The organism is Dactylosporangium sp. NPDC051484 (genome assembly GCF_040689395.1).
Classification (GTDB): domain Bacteria; phylum Actinomycetota; class Actinomycetes; order Mycobacteriales; family Micromonosporaceae; genus Dactylosporangium.
The window spans coordinates 173,133-188,911 of sequence record NZ_JBFAZX010000009.1; the positions used below are offsets into that span (position 1 = coordinate 173,133).

At 66.7% G+C, this 15,779-nt stretch carries 16 protein-coding genes and 1 pseudogene; 11 read left to right on the forward strand and 6 right to left on the reverse strand.

Translation table 11 applies throughout. The features are described from left to right. Positions 1 to 117: 117 nt before the first annotated feature. The 4 genes from AB0367_RS18380 to AB0367_RS18395 form a co-directional block, all read right to left on the reverse strand. Positions 118 to 426, reverse strand: a complete 309-nt coding sequence (locus AB0367_RS18380; protein ID WP_366227521.1) for a hypothetical protein — start codon at positions 424 to 426, stop codon at positions 118 to 120. A gap of 233 nt (positions 427 to 659) precedes the next feature. Beyond that, positions 660 to 1,097: a MarR family transcriptional regulator gene (locus tag AB0367_RS18385; RefSeq protein WP_366227522.1), complete on the reverse strand. Its 438-nt coding sequence runs from the start codon at positions 1,095 to 1,097 to the stop codon at positions 660 to 662. A gap of 50 nt (positions 1,098 to 1,147) precedes the next feature. Continuing rightward, complete coding sequence (locus AB0367_RS18390; protein ID WP_366227523.1) at positions 1,148 to 2,107, reverse strand: hypothetical protein; 960 nt, start codon at positions 2,105 to 2,107, stop codon at positions 1,148 to 1,150. A 71-nt stretch (positions 2,108 to 2,178) separates the two neighbouring features. After that, on the reverse strand, positions 2,179 to 2,541 hold the full coding sequence (locus tag AB0367_RS18395) for a hypothetical protein (protein WP_366227524.1): 363 nt from the start codon (positions 2,539 to 2,541) through the stop codon (positions 2,179 to 2,181). A 205-nt stretch (positions 2,542 to 2,746) separates the two neighbouring features. On the opposite strand from AB0367_RS18395, the gene AB0367_RS18400 reads away from it, so the two are divergent. The 11 genes and pseudogenes from AB0367_RS18400 (at position 2,747) to AB0367_RS18450 (ending at position 14,814) form a co-directional block, all read left to right on the forward strand. Beyond that, a complete protein-coding gene (locus AB0367_RS18400) occupies positions 2,747 to 3,055 on the forward strand; it encodes a PadR family transcriptional regulator (RefSeq protein ID WP_366227525.1) in 309 nt (102 codons plus the stop codon). Continuing rightward, on the forward strand, positions 3,052 to 3,912 hold the full coding sequence (locus tag AB0367_RS18405) for a hypothetical protein (RefSeq protein WP_366227526.1): 861 nt from the start codon (positions 3,052 to 3,054) through the stop codon (positions 3,910 to 3,912). The genes AB0367_RS18400 and AB0367_RS18405 overlap by 4 nt, the downstream gene beginning before the upstream one ends. Positions 3,913 to 3,964: 52 nt before the next feature. Continuing rightward, positions 3,965 to 5,131 (forward strand): hypothetical protein, encoded by a 1,167-nt coding sequence (locus AB0367_RS18410; protein WP_366227527.1) that lies wholly within the window; start codon positions 3,965 to 3,967, stop codon positions 5,129 to 5,131. Positions 5,132 to 5,351: 220 nt separating this feature from the next. Further along, a pseudogene (locus tag AB0367_RS18415) lies at positions 5,352 to 5,699 on the forward strand (ADP-ribosylation/crystallin J1); the annotation flags it as partial. Positions 5,700 to 6,623: 924 nt separating this feature from the next. Then, on the forward strand, positions 6,624 to 7,601 hold the full coding sequence (locus AB0367_RS18420; RefSeq protein ID WP_366227528.1) for a cyclase family protein: 978 nt from the start codon (positions 6,624 to 6,626) through the stop codon (positions 7,599 to 7,601). Positions 7,602 to 7,826: 225 nt separating this feature from the next. Continuing rightward, the gene (locus AB0367_RS18425; protein ID WP_366227529.1) at positions 7,827 to 8,816 is read left to right on the forward strand and encodes an MBL fold metallo-hydrolase; all 990 of its coding nucleotides are present in this window, start codon (positions 7,827 to 7,829) and stop codon (positions 8,814 to 8,816) included. A 12-nt stretch (positions 8,817 to 8,828) separates the two neighbouring features. Further along, complete coding sequence (locus AB0367_RS18430) at positions 8,829 to 10,013, forward strand: alpha/beta fold hydrolase (RefSeq protein ID WP_366227530.1); 1,185 nt, start codon at positions 8,829 to 8,831, stop codon at positions 10,011 to 10,013. A 436-nt stretch (positions 10,014 to 10,449) separates the two neighbouring features. Further along, positions 10,450 to 11,277: an SDR family NAD(P)-dependent oxidoreductase gene (locus AB0367_RS18435; RefSeq protein ID WP_366227531.1), complete on the forward strand. Its 828-nt coding sequence runs from the start codon at positions 10,450 to 10,452 to the stop codon at positions 11,275 to 11,277. Positions 11,278 to 11,424: 147 nt separating this feature from the next. Beyond that, a complete protein-coding gene (locus AB0367_RS18440) occupies positions 11,425 to 12,678 on the forward strand; it encodes an acyl-CoA dehydrogenase family protein (RefSeq protein WP_366227532.1) in 1,254 nt (417 codons plus the stop codon). Beyond that, a complete protein-coding gene (locus AB0367_RS18445; RefSeq protein WP_366227533.1) occupies positions 12,675 to 14,039 on the forward strand; it encodes a phosphotransferase in 1,365 nt (454 codons plus the stop codon). The genes AB0367_RS18440 and AB0367_RS18445 overlap by 4 nt, the downstream gene beginning before the upstream one ends. 331 nt (positions 14,040 to 14,370) lie before the next feature. Further along, positions 14,371 to 14,814 carry a hypothetical protein gene (locus tag AB0367_RS18450; RefSeq protein WP_366227534.1) on the forward strand — a complete coding sequence of 148 codons (444 nt, stop codon included), beginning with the start codon at positions 14,371 to 14,373 and terminating at the stop codon, positions 14,812 to 14,814. Between the two features lie 23 nt (positions 14,815 to 14,837). On the opposite strand, the gene AB0367_RS18455 is transcribed toward AB0367_RS18450, so the two are convergent. Further along, positions 14,838 to 15,611: an enoyl-CoA hydratase/isomerase family protein gene (locus tag AB0367_RS18455; protein WP_366227535.1), complete on the reverse strand. Its 774-nt coding sequence runs from the start codon at positions 15,609 to 15,611 to the stop codon at positions 14,838 to 14,840. A gap of 31 nt (positions 15,612 to 15,642) precedes the next feature. After that, complete coding sequence (locus AB0367_RS18460) at positions 15,643 to 15,759, reverse strand: acyl-CoA dehydrogenase family protein (RefSeq protein WP_366227536.1); 117 nt, start codon at positions 15,757 to 15,759, stop codon at positions 15,643 to 15,645. Between the last annotated feature and the right edge of the window lie 20 nt (positions 15,760 to 15,779).

Genomic DNA, 15,779 nt, shown 5'->3' on the forward strand with positions numbered 1-15,779 from the left:
GTCGGCATGGGGGACCGGACCGCCCTGCGGGCGCCATGACCTAGCGACCGGATCGCGGCGTGAGGGGATGCGCGATCAACCGCCGTAGGGCGGCTTTCGGCGGACGACCAAGTAGTCCTACCGGCGCACGACACCTGCTTGGTCGAGTCGCCACTGCGCGGCTTCTCGATGCTGCGGGCCGAATAGCGGCCGCCAGTGCGGGTCGGTCATCGCATACTCGATGGTGAGCTCGGGACGCCCAGCACGCACCAACCGCTCGAACCCTGTCTGGATGTCGCCGCTGACGACAAGCCGCCGAGCGGCCTCTGCAGCGCCGTGATTATCAATCATCGTGTGCCATGCAGTCGGATGGTACGGCGGCGAAAGCTTGCTGCAGGCGTCGATTGCTTCCATGCAGGCTGCCTCGAACTCGTCTTCCAGGGACATGCTTTTGAGTCTCACGGTGCATTTTCGGCGGAGCAATCGGCGAGTCAGCCGGACGTGCCGGTAACTCAACGCTCAGGATGCTCGGCCAGCGACCCATACACACTGCCCGCCGGGACCGGATGCCCCACCAGCGCCGCGGTGTCCAGCAACTCCCGCCCGGGACCAGAACGACCCTGCACCCACCTCATATCGACCAAAACCGATCAAACCGGGGTAACGGCATGCCGGATTATTCAGCGGTCTCCTAGTTGGCGGTCCTGGTGGCGGGTCCCGTCGAGGCGGATGCGGACGGTGCGGAGCAGGTCGATGAGGGTGGCCAGCCGTTCGTCGTCGAGGTCGGCCAGGCCGAGCGTGGCCTCAGGGTGCATGGCCTGCATGGCCTGGCCGATGAGGGCGCCGCCGTCGGCGGTGAGCCGGATCGTGCGTCGGCGGGCGTCGGCTGGGTCGAGGTGGACGCTCACCGCGCCGCGGTCGGCCAGGGTCCTCACCGTCTTGGACACCGCTGGCTGGTTGACCTCCATCGCGTCGGCGATCTCGCCGATGGTGCGGCCGTCCGGGTGGCCGGTGAGGTGCAGCAGCAGGCTGGTGTGGGTCATGGTCAGGCCGAGGGGGCGCAGGGCCCGGTTGAGCCGGGTCGTCATCAGCTGGTGGACGATGGCGAGTTCGCGCACCATTTCCCCTTGCTGCTGCGGTCGTTGCGGCCGGGCCATGCGGCGTCCTCCTACTTGATGTTGAAGATCCCCACCACGTGGGGGGTGTCGACCAGGGTGTGCGGCGCGACGGCGTGGTAGGCCCACACGTGGACCCAGGCGTTGCCGGTGCGCAGCGTCAGTACGCTCTTCACCATGCCAGGTCCGGTGTACTGCAACAGCAGCAACCCGATCGACACCGCCGCGCCGGCCGGGGTCCGCAGTACGGTCCACGCCTCGAAGAAGTGCAGCAGTGCGTACGTCAGCCCGCCGAGCACGACGGTGGCGGGCGCGGAGCGGGTCAGCGCGCGGTAGCGGGGCAGCAGGATCGAGTACACCAGGACCATGGTGGGCAGCACGGAGCCGAGGAAGTACAGGCCGAACGCGGCGGGCACGCCCTTGACCAGCTGTGCGGGGCTGAGGTGCAGCACGGCGGCGGAGAGCCCGCCGAGCTCGTTGAGCGACTCCAGGATCATGACGACGAGGATGACCAGCAGGTCGTTGCGGCGGTTGGACGAGCGCAGGCTCAGCTGTTCGGCGGTGTAGCGCTGGCGGAAGTACAGCCAGGGCAGCAGGGCATAGACGACGAAGTTGTACCCCGCCCAGACATAGGCCTCGTAGGGCGTCACGTGCTGGTGGCCGTAGAGGGTGCCGGCCAGGTGGAAGCTGATCGGGTGCTCGCCAAGCAGCCACCCCAGCGCCACCCCGACGATTTGCCCGGCGGCGGCGTACGCGAGCACCCCGGTGACCTCCCGCGCGGCAATGCGCCGCTCGGGCGCCCGCGCCGCGAGATCGACCGTGGCCCGATTGCGGGTCAGCAGGTAGATGACGCCGACGAGCAGCGCGACGGCGACGAGGTTGGCGTCGGCTCCGGCGGCCATCTTGGCGGCGTCGGCCACCCCGGCCTTGGCGGCGAGCCCGAACACGACAAGGTTCGCCACGACCACCGCACCGATGGTGATCCACAGCGTCCTGGACTTGAACAACGACATGAGGGGTCCTTCGGGGCTTCGAGACGAGGAAGCATTCCGTGGAATACGTTAGATTCCGGACCACGATGGCGTCAAATATTCCGTGGAATTGGTCGATCAGTCGCGGGCGCCGCCGAGTGGCGGCCTGGACGACTGCGGGTGTCCCGGCCGGCATCCTGGTCGGCGAGGCCCTGCGGATGCTCGTCGGGCTGGTTGTGCTCTGGGTGTCCGCAGGTACGGTCAATGGGGGAGTCGTCGAGCTCGGCCAGCGCCAGCGGTTCTGTGTGGGCGCCTGCGGATATCCGTCCGAGTTGTTGCTCGGCGACCAGGTATTCGACGGTTGTCCGTTCGAGTGCCTGCAATGCGGCGCTTCCGTTGCCCAGTACAGCTTCGACGTTTGCCGCCAGCGCCGGCCGGCAAGCCATCAGCCGGGTTATGGCCAGCAGCGTGATCAACGGGGTCGTGGGGACGGCCTCGCTGATATTCCCCGCGACCGTGCCGGTGCCGGCACGCCCTGGCAGGCCGGCCGTGTCGGGTGGTTGGCGGGAAGGGCCGCATCCATTGCGTCCATCGGCGTCTCCTGTGCATCGCGGGTAGATCGGTTGACGGTACATCGCGGCTCGATATAGCGTCAGTCGAGCATACGGGAGGGGAGTTGCGGTGGCCGCGGATACCGATTCGACCGTGCTGGTGCTGGCCAGCCTGGCTGAGGGAGCCAAGCACGGATACGCGATCACCCAGGACATCGCCGAGCAGGTCGGGGTTCGCCTGGGGCCGGGCACGTTGTATGGGGTGCTGGCGCGGCTGGAGGACGACGGGTTGATCGAGGCGCTGCCGGCAGAGGGCCGGCGCCGGCCGTATCGGATCACCGCCGCCGGACAGCGGGCCCTCGCGGGACAGGTACAGCAGATGCGGCGGGTTGCCGACCTGGGGTTGCGGCGACTGGGCCTCGCCGGCGGGCAGGCATGAGCGGGGGTGACGGCCCACGGGTCCGGATCCTTGTCGCGCTGTTTCCTCCGGCGTGGCGGGTCCGGTACGCCGACGAGTTCGGCGCGCTATTGGCCGATACCGGGCCCAGCGGGTGGGCGATGCTCGACGTGCTGGCCGCGGCGCTGGGCGCGTGGCTGCGTCCGCCGGCCCGACTGCATGACCGTGCCGGCCGGATGCGCGCCACCGTGGGCGTCACGCTGTGCGCGTGGACGGTCCTGGCTACGGGTGCGGTCCTGTTCGCCAAAGTGACCACGGACGGGGCGGCGCACGGGTCCGGGCGGGGCGGCGGATGGTATGACGTGTTCGTCGGTGGCGCGTGCGTGTCCGTCCTGGCGATTTCGGTTGCTTGGTTGCCGCTGGTGGTCGCGATCGCGCGTCGAGCCCGGCAATACGGGCGGGTTGCGGGGTTGCTGGCCGCGCCGGTCGTGCTGCCGCTCGCGTTTCTGGTCACCGCCGCCGCGTCGGCGGCGTGGGCACCAAGGTCCGCGCCGCCGGGCGCCGGGGTCGCCACGCCGGTGTTCGTGCTGCTGGCCTCTCTTGGCGTGGTCATAGCGGCCGGCTGCGGCGCTGGACCGGCGTTGGCGCTGACCCGGACACGACCGGACGGCCCCGTGCGGTTGACCGCGGCGGTGGCGGCCAGTGCCTGCGCGACTGCCGCGATGGCGGTCGCCTCGACCGCGAGCGTGGCATATCAGGTGGCCCGCGCCGATGCCGCATCGGCTGGCCTGACCGTGTACGGACTGGCCATGGCCGCAGCGCTGGCTGTCGCCGCGGTGTCTGGGGTGCGTGGATTGCGGGCCGCGTACCTGGACCGCAGGAGTGCCAGTGCGGGCTGATCGCGGTTGGCGCCAGCGGTTGCGCCGGACGTTGAAGGTGCTCCTCAGTCTCGTGCTGGCCATCGTTGTCGCGGCCGGCTGCTACGTTGGCTACGCGGCGATCCGACACGCGCGACCAGTCACATTGCCGGCGCCGACCGGCCAATACGCGGTCGGCAGGACCACGGTCGACTGGACCGACTCCACCCGGACCGATCCGATCGCCCCGCAGGCCGGCCGGTCCCGCGAGTTGTCGGTCTGGCTGTGGTACCCGGCGCCGCCGGGCACCACCGGTCCCCGTGCGCCGTACGCCCCTGGTGCGTGGAGCGGGCTGCATCTTCCGGGCCCGATCGGGCTGGCGGAGACGAACTTCGGTGCGGTACGCGACCATGCCCTTGACCGTGTGCCGGTGGCCGCCGGCCAGTTCCCGGTTGTGGTGTTGGAGCCTGGCCTGGGCTTCGCGGTGCCGCAGTACACGACGATCGCGGAGGACCTGGCCAGCCACGGCTACCTGGTCGCCGGGGTCACGCCGACCTACAGCGCCAACCTCACTGTGCTGCATGGCGGCGCCGTCCATTCGAGCCCGGCCGGCAATCCCCGCGCGTTCGACGGTACGGACCTGCATGCCGGCGCCGCGCAAGAGGCTGGCGATCGGTTGGTGCAGGTGTGGTCCGCTGATGCCCGGTTCACCGCTGGCCAGGTGGCCGGCCTCGGGCGGGCCGGTGACTTCGCCGGCCACGTGGACGCGAACCACACCGTCTACATTGGGCACTCGTTCGGCGGCGCTGCGGCCCTGCAAGCCTGCCACGACGACCCACGCTGCACCGGCGCCGCGAACCTGGACGGCACCCAGTTCGGCCCGGTGGTGCACAGCGGACTGGACCGACCCACCCTCACCATGGCCAGCGAGGACTCCTGCGTGACCGGGACCTGCCAACCAGCCAGCGCCGCGGACCGCTCCGACCAGGCCACCGCCCGCACCCTGCTGGCCGCCAGCACCGGCTCGACGTTCCGTTACCAGATCACCGGCATGCGGCACTTCAACTTCACCGACTACGCCACCTACTACCTCGCCGGGCCGCTGCGCAGCCAACTCGCGCTCGGAAGCATCGACGGCGACCACGGATTGGCGATCACCAGCGCGTACCTGACCGCCTTCCTCAACTATGTCGAGCATGATCGCCCGGATCCTTTGCTGACCAAACCGGACCGCCGCTACCCGCAGGTGAAGATCCTGTGAACGGCGAGGTACTCCAGCGCCGTCAACACCCGGACGAACGCGGCGTAGCAGATCCGGCTGCGCGTTGGCGTCGCCCCACTACGAGCTGTGCACCGAGGCGCCGTCGGATGCGTGCACCTGTCCCGTGCGCCCGCCGACTGACCGACAGGGCCGCAGTAACGCCCGAGGCCGACAGCATCAGAATGTTGCATGCGTGGCTCGCTACGAGCACGCGATAACCATGGTTGTAGGGAGTCAGGCCATCGACGCCTCCGATACGATCACCCTGTGGCGGCCCACCGGGCAGGCCGAACTCGACTTTGTCGCGGCATCCGGATGGCGGGCTTGGCCACCACGCTTGCCAGACCAGCCGATCTTCTACCCGGTACTCAACCGCTGGTACGCCACAAAGATCGCCCGTGAGTGGAACGTTCCCGCCGGTGGCGTCGGCTACGTGACCCGGTTCCAGGTCCAGCGCGCGTACCTGGACCGCTACGAGGTTCATCAGGTCGGCGGTCGCGACGTGCTGGAGTACTGGATCCCCGCAGAGGAACTGGCCGACCTCAACGCCCACATTGTCGGCACGATCATCGAGGAAGCCGACTACCGCGGTCCTGTCGACGACCAGCAGTTCACCGACGCCTACCACGCGCTGGGCACAGCGCTACCAGCCGCATGGCGGGCCTACCTGCAAGCGGCGTCGTGGCTTCGACGAGGGTGGATGACAAACGGAGCCTTCGTTTGCCTCAACACGCCACGCGAGATGCTTGAGCTGCGCCACGCATGGGACCAGGGCACCGACGCGCACCCCGGCATCGCGATCATCGGCGGTGACGGATCTCGTGAACAGCTCGTGCTCGACCTGCGCAGTGACCCCGCACCGGTGTTGCTGGTCGACATCACCAGTAGTGGATGGGACAGCGCCATCCGGCAAGCCGGCAATGTCGGTGAACTCATCGACCGCATCGAGGCGGGTACCTTCGCGTTCGACTTCAGTGATTAGCCCAGGTCTTTCGCTAACTGTTGATCAAGTGGCTCCGGCGAGGAGTTGATCTTTCCCCGGGTCGTCTGCTGGACGCTGGCATGGTGACGGCCCGGCCCTTGGCCGGGCTGCTCCCGCAGCGGAGAGCCCAGCCACCACGTTCGACGAACCGGGCGAGGTAGCGAACCGCGAGGTCGGATACATCCTTGAAACGGACGTCCCCGCCGCGCTGCACGAGTACGCCGTCGCGTGCACCTACGCGATCACGATCATGTTGTCGTCCGGGCGGTAGCCGCTGCAAGCCGTGCCTGTGCCTCAGGGGGTGGTTTGGTCGCGGCCGGCGCCGTCCTGATCTCCTGCGGGTCGTTCATTCGAGCAACGTGAGTTCTCGGATGTGGAGTCCGGCGGCAGTGACGTTCCGGTTGAGCGATCGGGTGTAGTCGCTCTGGCGCCGCGAAGCCTCCTTGACAGGGCGTGAGACTTACAGGACCATCGCGATGAGACACTGTCTTATTCACTGGAGGAGCTCTCATGACCGCGCCGCCCACGATCGCCACCGTGAAGGAACTCGGCCTGAAGTACAGCAACTGGGGTCGATGGGGTGATGACGACGAGCTGGGCACGCTGAACCACGCGTCGCCGGAGGCGGTCGTCCGGGCGGCAAAGCTGGTCAAGACGGGACGAATCGTGGCGATGGGGCTACCGATCGATGACGCGGGGCCCCAGTCCGGTGGAGGCGCATTCGGGCGGTTCAACCCCATCCACCTGATGATTCGGGATGGTGCGGACGTAGTGGCCGGCACGACGATCCGCGACTTCTACGGTGGCGACGACCGGCACCTTCGCGGCGCCGACGACGTGCTGATCATGCCGCTCCAGAGTGGAACCCAATGGGATGCGCTGGCGCACATCTTCTTCGAGGGGAAGATGTACAACGGCTTCGCCGCCGATCAGGTGGGTAGCAAGGGCGCGCTGAAGAACGCCATCACCTCCGGCTGCGCGCGTATGGTCGGGCGCGGCGTACTGCTGGATGTCCCTGCTGCCTTGGGCGTGCCGTGGCTCGAGCCTGGCCACGCGATCACTTCCGAGGAACTCGATGCGTGCGAACGCCGCCAGGGCGTCAAGGTTGGCCGAGGTGACTTCGTGTTCGTTCGCACCGGTCAGATGGCCCAGGTGCGGGACCGGGGAGCCTGGGGCGACTACGCGGGCGGGTCTGCACCGGGTCTCGGCCTCGATGCGGTTCCTTGGGTGGGCGACCGGCAGATCGCAGCATTGGCCACTGACACCTGGGGAATGGAGGTGCGCCCGAACGAGACGCCAGACACCAACCAGCCGTTACACATCATCTTCCTCGTCTACATGGGGCTCTGGGTCGGGGAGATCTTCGACCTTGAGGCGATCGCTGAAGCCTGCGCAGAGGAGCAGCGCTGGGAGTTCATGTTCTCTGGGCCACCCCTGCCGATCACACGGGCCGTGGGTTCGCCGCTGACGCCAGTCGCGGTGTTCTAGGCGTGGCTGCCGCCAAGCTCATCGCCATTCCCATGGGCGGAGAATCCGCCGCCGAGCTCGTCGGCTGTGCGTCACCTGGGCTGCCCGGATTGGCGGCGTCCTCCGTCATCGGTCCGGGCACTCGGGAACCGGCTCATCTCGCCACGTGGGGCAGTGCCTGAGCCAGTACCGAGTGCGGCAAGCTGTCGAACTCACTGTTCACCTACGAGGATTGGAGACGGGTCGATGCCTTGCGACGGCGTTCGCATCACCGTTCTCGACGAGAACTTCATCGACATTCTGCTGCCCTCGACCAGCCGCGTCACTCGCTACGGGATGGACCAACACTTCAACTCGAAGTACGGCGAGATCCTCGCCGAGAACGGGCTTTGCTTCTACGTGGAGACGTTCTCCGCCGGAACTGTCACCACGGTGCTGTTCGACGCCGGGCTCACCGCGCCGGTAGTGCTGCACAACGCCGCCCTGCTGGGAATCGATCTTGCTGACGTTGACGCAGTCGTGCTCAGCCACGGCCATCCCGACCACACCGGCGGGGTAATTGGCGTACTGGAAGCCATCGGCCATCCGGTGCCGGTCATCGTCCACCCCGACGCCTTCGACCCCCGAATGATCGTCAAACCGTACGTCACGCTGCCGATGATCAACATCGGCCTCAATCGCGAGCGGGTCGAGCGCGCGGGTGGCGGTCTGATCCAGGCGCGTGGACCCATTCAGCTCGGTCCTGGCCTGTTCACCTCCGGTGAGATGGAGACGGCCTTCGACTTCGAACTCGAGGCGCCGACCGGCCGCTGGTGCGTCCACGCCGATGGTGCCGTCGAACCTGACGACATCAACGACCACCAAGTACTCGGCATCGACATCGCGGGTGTGGGCGTCCTCGTGATCGACCCGTGCGGACACCGCGGAATCGTCAGCTCGACCGAACACATGCGCAAGCTTCTCTCCAACGAGACCATCTACGGCGTCATGGGCGGCTTCCACACGGGTCATCCCGGCATCAGCGCCCATCGAATCGAGAACACCGCACGCCGGCTCGCGGAGTATTCACCGCAGCTCATCGCTCCAATGCACTGCAGCGGATTTCCGCTGAAACGTGCAGTCGCGGAGGTCGCACCTGATGCTTTCGAGCTGATTACCGCCGGATCCGTGATCACAGTCGGCGAGGTTCCCCCGCAGACACGCAAGCTCCAGACCAGTTCTGTGCGCATCAACTGAGAGGCAAACCACGTGACGTTTCAGTATTTTCCCAATGAGCCCATGTACTCGCAGGGCGTACTGCTCGCTCTCAACACCGGAGCCGACGTCAACGAGGTCGATCGTGCTTGCCGGAGCTTCGCCGAGCGTGGCGATACCCCCGCCGGGGTGGCTTGGTACGAGTCCTGGTCGGCGGTCGCAAACGTGGTCGCTGACCAGGCGAGTGTCGACGAGAAGGCCGGCAGGCTGTTCACCGCCGCGCACAAGCATCGCAGGGCGTGCATCTATTACATCCTTGCCGAGCGCTACCTGGACGCCACGCACGAGAGGAAGCTTGGCGCCTACCGCTCGGTCCTGGACGAGTTCGCTGCCTTTGTCGCGTGCTCAGGTGAACCGGTCGAGTTCGTGGAGGTTCCCTATGCGGGGACCAGCCTGCCCTGCCTTTTCATACCCGCGGACGGGCCTGGGCCGTCGCCGACCGTTATCAACATCGACGGCTTCGACATGTTCAAGGAGATCTTGTACCTGCGTCGCGGTGATCAGGCCCGGCTGCGCGGACTCTCCATGCTCGTCGTGGACACCCCGGGCGTCGGTGAGGCGCTGCGGCTGCGAGGCATGCCCGCACGGTTCGACACCGAGGTGCCCATCGCGGCTTGCGTGGACTATCTCGAGACTCGCGCTGACGTGGATCCAGACCGTATCGGCCTGCTGGGCAACAGCCTAGGCGGCTACTATGCGCCGCGAGCGGCCTCGTTTGAGAAGCGCCTGAAGTGCTGTGCTGCATGGGGGGCCGCTTTCAACGCCGGGCCGCGGGTCCGTCAGATGTACGGCTCTGACGCCGTGCTGTCGGCTCCCGCCAGTCAGCTCCTGTGGGTGACGGGACAGGAAACCCTGGAGGCGGCGCTACGGGTCATGGACGACTTCAACCTGGCGCCAGTCCTGTCGCAGCTGAACGTACCGCTGCTCGTGCTGCACGGCGAGAACGACCACCTCGTGCCGTGGGAGAACGCGGAGCAGACCGTGGCGGCGGCAACGGGCTCACCGCGCGTGGACCTTGTCCGCGGAACGGCCGAACTCGGCGGCGCCGGTCACGTGTCGATGGACAACTTCGAATCAGGCGCAGACATCATTTTCGACTGGCTCGCCGAGATCCTGTCCGGCCGTCTGAGCAACGATTCCGGTGCCCATGAGCGCACGCGCTCCTCGACCGGGCGCTGAGCGTCCGCCGGACGTCCGATCGAGGACGGCGCGTCATCGACCCGTCGCTGTTCGCACACATCACGGTCAAGTCCCGCAAGCACGCGGCGAACAATCCATACACGGTGTTCCGTGACCCTCTGACCTTCGATGAGGTCAAGGAATCGTCTCAAATCTATGCTTTGCTGGCACGTACGCGCCGCCCTCGGCCACCCTCCGCCGCGCGTCGTTGCGGCTGGAGGCCAGGCCGGGGGCCGTCTGGTCGGTGTCGCCGCGGGCGGTCAGCAGCTCCGTGCCGATGAGGTGGACGGAGAGTAGCGCGCCACGCTCGACCTGACGGTGATGCTCGGCGACGGGACGACAACGCTCACGGCGAAGCGGTAGTGGCAATCGACTGAGACAAGGTCCAGTACGGCGTGAGTAAGAAGACGACAGCGCGATGAAAGCAAGGAAGACAATGGGAAAGCTTGAAGGCAAGTCCGCAATGGTGACCGGCGGCGGTCGCGGCATCGGTCGCTCGATCGCCCTGAAGCTCGCCGAGGAAGGTGCTCGGGTCGTGGTGAACGACCTCGACGCCGATCCCGCGAACGAGGTGGTCGCGGAGATCGTCAAGAACGGCGGCGAGGCACTCGCGGTCCCCGGTAGCGTTACGGGGAAGGGTTTCGCGGACCGCTTTGTGGCCGCCGCGGTCGACAACTTCGGCGGGATCGACATCATCATCAACAATGCCGGATACACGTGGGATGCGGTCATCCAGAAGATGACCGACGAACAGTGGCACGCGATCGTCGACCTGCACCTCAAGGCGCCGTTCGACATCCTGCGCGCTGCGCAGCCTGTCATCAGCGCGGCTGTCAAGCAGGAGAGGGCGCAGGGGCTGGTCGTCCACCGCAAGGTGGTCAACATTTCCTCCGTCGCCGGTGTCTTCGGCATTGTCGGACAGTCGAACTACTCGTCGGCCAAGGCCGGGGTCATCGGCCTCACCAAGACTCTCGCAAAGGAGTGGGGCCGCTACAACGTCAACGTCAACTGCGTCGCGTTCGGCTTCATCCGCACGCGGCTGACCGAGACGGGCGCGGACGCCGGTTCAACGATCACCGTTGAAGGGCGAGAGATCAAGGTTGGAGTGAACCCGCAGCTCCTGGACGCGCTCAAGGACCGCATCCCGCTCGGGCGACCTGGCAGCACTCAGGAGGCAGCTGGCTCGGTCATCATGCTGACCTACCCGGAAGCCGACTACGTGTCGGGGCAGCTGATCGTCGCCGGCGGCGGGTACGAGGGATGACGTCCACGCGAGGCGGGACGGGGCTCCGGCCCTCGTGACGGGTGGTTCCCCGCGGAGCGCCATCGATGCTGCGTCGACGGCAGCCCAGCGTCCATCCAGCCCACTGGTCCACCGGCCCCACGCCTCGGCCTAGCCAAAGGATGACCCATGAACCTTGAACTCCCTCCCGACCTGAAAGACCTTCTAGGATCGTTGGACGCCTTCATCGAGCGAGAGATCGTGCCGCTTGAGCAGGAGGACGACAACGTACGCTTCTTCGATCATCGAAGGGAGTTCTCGCGAACGGACATCGAGCAGGGCGGTGTTCCTCGCGAAGACTGGCTGGAACTGCTGGCCGAGGCTCGTCGGCGGGCCGACCGGGCGGGCTTCTATCGCCACAGCATGCCCAAGGAACTCGGCGGCAACGGCGGAGACAATGTCGAGATGGCCGCGATTCGTGAGCACCTGGCACGTCGCGGACTAGGACTGCACAACGACCTGCAGAACGAGCACTCGGTCGTGGGCAATCTCGTCATGGTCGAGCTGATGCACCGCTTCGGCACGGAGGCTCAGCGTGAACAGTTCGTCGAGCCGTGTATCACCGGGGACATGGGACTTGCCTTTGCGCTGACTGAGCCCGATCACGGCAGTGATGCGACGTGGATGTCTACCCGTGCGGTACGCGATGGCGGTGACTGGGTCATTACGGGGACCAAGCGCTTCAACACAATCGCACCGGGGACCACCCATGACGTGATCTTCGCTCGGACGTCCGGCGAGGCCGGCGACGCTACGGGCATCACCGCGTTCATCGTCCCACTGGACGCCCCGGGCCTCGACATTCCGTTCTACTGGTGGACCCTCAACATGCCCACTGACCATGCCGAGTTGACGATCGATCAAGTGCGGGTCCCCGACGACGCGATCCTCGGGGGGGAGGGGAATGGCTTGGCGGTGGCTCAGACGTTCGTCCACGAAAACCGCATCCGGCAGGCTGCCACAGGCGTGGGTGCCGCCCTGTACTGCATCGATCGGTCGGTCGAGTACGCGAAGAGCCGGGTCACGTTCGGCCGTCCGCTCGCTTCGCGTCAAGCGATCCAGTGGCCGCTGGTCGAGTTGCGCACGGAGGCTGAGCTTGTCCGGACGCTCATCCACAGGACGGCATCCGAAATGGACCAGCTTCACGCTGCGGGATTGCCGGCGGTGACGATCGGTCATCTGGTGTCGATGTGCAACTACCGGGGCAACCGGTTGGTGTGCCAGGCGGCGGATCAGGCCATGCAGGTTCACGGTGGCGTCGGCTATACCCGGCATGAGCCGTTCGAGCACATCTACCGGCACCACCGGCGCTATCGGATTACTGAGGGAAGCGAAGAGATGCAGATCCGTCGGGTGGCCGGCCACATGTTCGGGTTCCTATGACCGCGATGGAGAGTCAGCGGTCGCGGCGACTCGAGCAGATCGTCCGAGGCGCGATCAGCTCGAACGATGACGTCTGCCTTGACCGGCTCACAGGTGGTGCGAGCCGGGAGACACTGCTCGTGACCTTGGGCGAAGCGGGCCGCGAGCGGCGGTACGTCTTACGCATCGCCACTGCGGAGAACATTGGGTCCGGTTCGCTGCGGCTCGAGGCCGATGCCATGGCAGCTGCGGCGGCGGCCGGGGTCCCAGTTCCTCGCGTGCACGTCGTCGGCAGCGACGACGTCGTCGGCGGCACCTACATGTTGATGGACCATGTCGACGGAGAGACCATTGCGCGTCGCATCCTGCGCGAAGACGACTATGCCGATGCGAGGGTACATCTCGCCGGTGACCTCGGAAAAACACTCGGGCGTATCCACGGCGCCTCGATCGATTCCGAAGAGCTGCGAACGCTGGACCCGGACCCCATCCTGCGACTGCTCGCATCGTCCGGTCGCGACAGACCGCCCGACCCAGGCCTCGCGCTCGGTGTGGCGTGGCTGCGCGACAACCGGCCGCCACCAGCGTCGCAGTGCCTGGTGCACGGTGACCTGCGGCTCGGCAACTTCATCCTGGGACGCGAGGGCTTGCGTGCCGTGCTCGACTGGGAGCTCGCCCATATCGGGGACCCAGTGGAGGACATCGGCTGGCTGTGCGCGAAGGTCTGGCGATTCGGCTCAGCTCTCCCAGCCGCCGGCGTAGGCACCCGGGATGAGCTGCTTGACGGTTACGAATCGGTCACAGGATGGCGGCCGAGTGCGGCGCAGGTTCATTGGTGGGAGCTGTACGCCACCATCAGGTGGGGACTCGGCTGCGCACTCCAGGCTGACCGGCACCTCAGCGGCGCTGAGACCTCGATCGAGTTGCTCGCAATCGGTCGCCGTGCCGCTGAGCAGGAGTTCGATGTTCTGCTCGGCCTTGGTCTTGACGCGCCGTTCCGTGCGGAAGACGTACTCGATAAGGGCGGGTCGAAACCGCACGGCGGGTACGGCCGGCCTACCGCGGACGACCTGGCAGCCGGCGTCGAGGCATTCTTGGAGTCCGAAGCGATTCCCCTGGGGGCACGCTTCGGTTTTAACGCGCGAATTGCCGCCAACGTGATGCGTACGCTTCGCAGAGAGCTGCGTCTTCGTGATGAACATGGCGTTCGCCACCGTGCTCGGCTGGAGAGGCTCGGGGTTTGTGACGACGAGGCGCTGGGACGAGCAATCCTCGATGGCTCTCTGAGCAACCGCTATGATGAGGTCATTGAGACCGTCCGCGCGAGTGTGCGGGAACGATTGCTCGTGTCCAACCCGCTCCATCTCTCGCGTCCTGCCTGACCGCCACGACCTGCGGCCTCTGGCAACGCCTGGTGTCAATCCCCTGGAGTCGTGGAGGACTCGGTTTATGCGGCCTGGTCCTCCAGGACGCAGAGGGTTGATCGTTCGTAGTCGACTGGTGAGCGTCCGTCGCAGACGGAGTGGCGGCGTCGGCGGTTGTAGAAGTCCCTGGCGAGGTGTCGGCTGACGGTCCCGCCACTTGTAGAACCACGACTCGGACACCCCGAGGCCCCGGGCACGCGACCATGGGTGCCTGCGCCGCGCCGGCGTGGAGGGCACCAGCTCCCACGGCACCGCCCTGACCCGGTTCCTGCGCGGGCAGGGTGTGCGGGTGCTGGAGGTCAACCGGCCTGACCGGGCCGTGCGCCGCCGCCGCGGCAAGAGCGACACGATCGATGCCGAAAACGCCGCCCGCACTGTCCTATCCGGACAGACGACCTCCGTGGCGAAGTCCGGAGATGGCGCGGTGGAAGTGATCCGCATGTTCAAGATCGCGAAGGACTCGGCGATCAAGGTCCGGACACAGGCGTCCGGCACCGGCTCAACCGCGGCGGCGACCGACGCGCCAACAGCGCCCTCTACACCGTCGTGTTCACCCGCCTCGGTCGAGACCCACGCACCCGCGACTACGCCAACCGCCGCACCACAGAGAGAAATCCACCAAAGAGATCATCCGCTGCCTCAAACGCTACGTCGCCCGCGAACTCTTCCCGATCATCGCAGCAGCGCTCAGACCAGCAACAACGCAGCCTACGAGGGGAACCACATGGTCTGACCTGGCCTGGCGATTCATGGTCGCTAGTCGCTCTTCTTCCTGGTGGTTCGTTCGGAGGCGCGGCTCATCGCGCGTCGCGCTGCGCCAGTCAGTCCTGTGATGACCTGAGCCCGTGCCTCGGCGTCGAGATGCTCGCGCAGGCCGGAGGATCCGCCAGCGTTGATCAGGTTCTTGCTTGTCTGAACCCCGAACGAGGGGAAGGTAGCCACCCCTGCGGCGTACTCCATCGCCTCCGTCAGTGGGTCTGCGCTGACGTGGGTCGCCAGCCCCCACTCGACAGCTCGATCGGCCTTGATCACGCCGGCGGAGTAGAACAGTTCAGCCGCTCGGCCGAGGCCGATGATCCGTGGCAGGAACCACGAGAGTCCGAGGTCGCCGACGGTCAACCCCAGCCGAAGGAAGGGAGCCGAAAACGCCGCCTCCGAGCCGATGACTCGGACGTCGGCGGCAGCAGCCAACGCGAACCCAGCGCCGATCGCGTGCCCGTGTACGACAGCGATCACCGGCTGGCGGATCGTGCGCATCGCCCAGATCACGTCTGTGCCGTGACGAAGCCCGGCCTGCATCGCCTCCACAGGGTCGCTGAACGACGTGTCGCCGATCCCAGCCTCGAGGTCGGCCCCTGCGCAGAAGGCTCGGCCTTCGCCACGAAGGACCACCGCGCCGACCTCACGGCACGCATCCATCGTGAGCAATGCGTTCCGCAACTCCACGGTCGTCTGGCTGGTCAGCGCGTTGAGTCGGTCGGGACGAGCGATAGAGATCAGCCCGACACCACCATGGACCTCCACAGTCACCCCTGGCGCTGCAGGATTCTCCGCCGCTGCTTCAGATTGCACGAGAGATTAGATCCTTCATGATTTCATTGGTGCCGTCGTGGATCTTCTGCACACGGGCGGCCTGGAATATGCGGGCAAATCGGGTGCTCACGCACGTAGCCGTCATACAGTTGCAGGCACCGATCG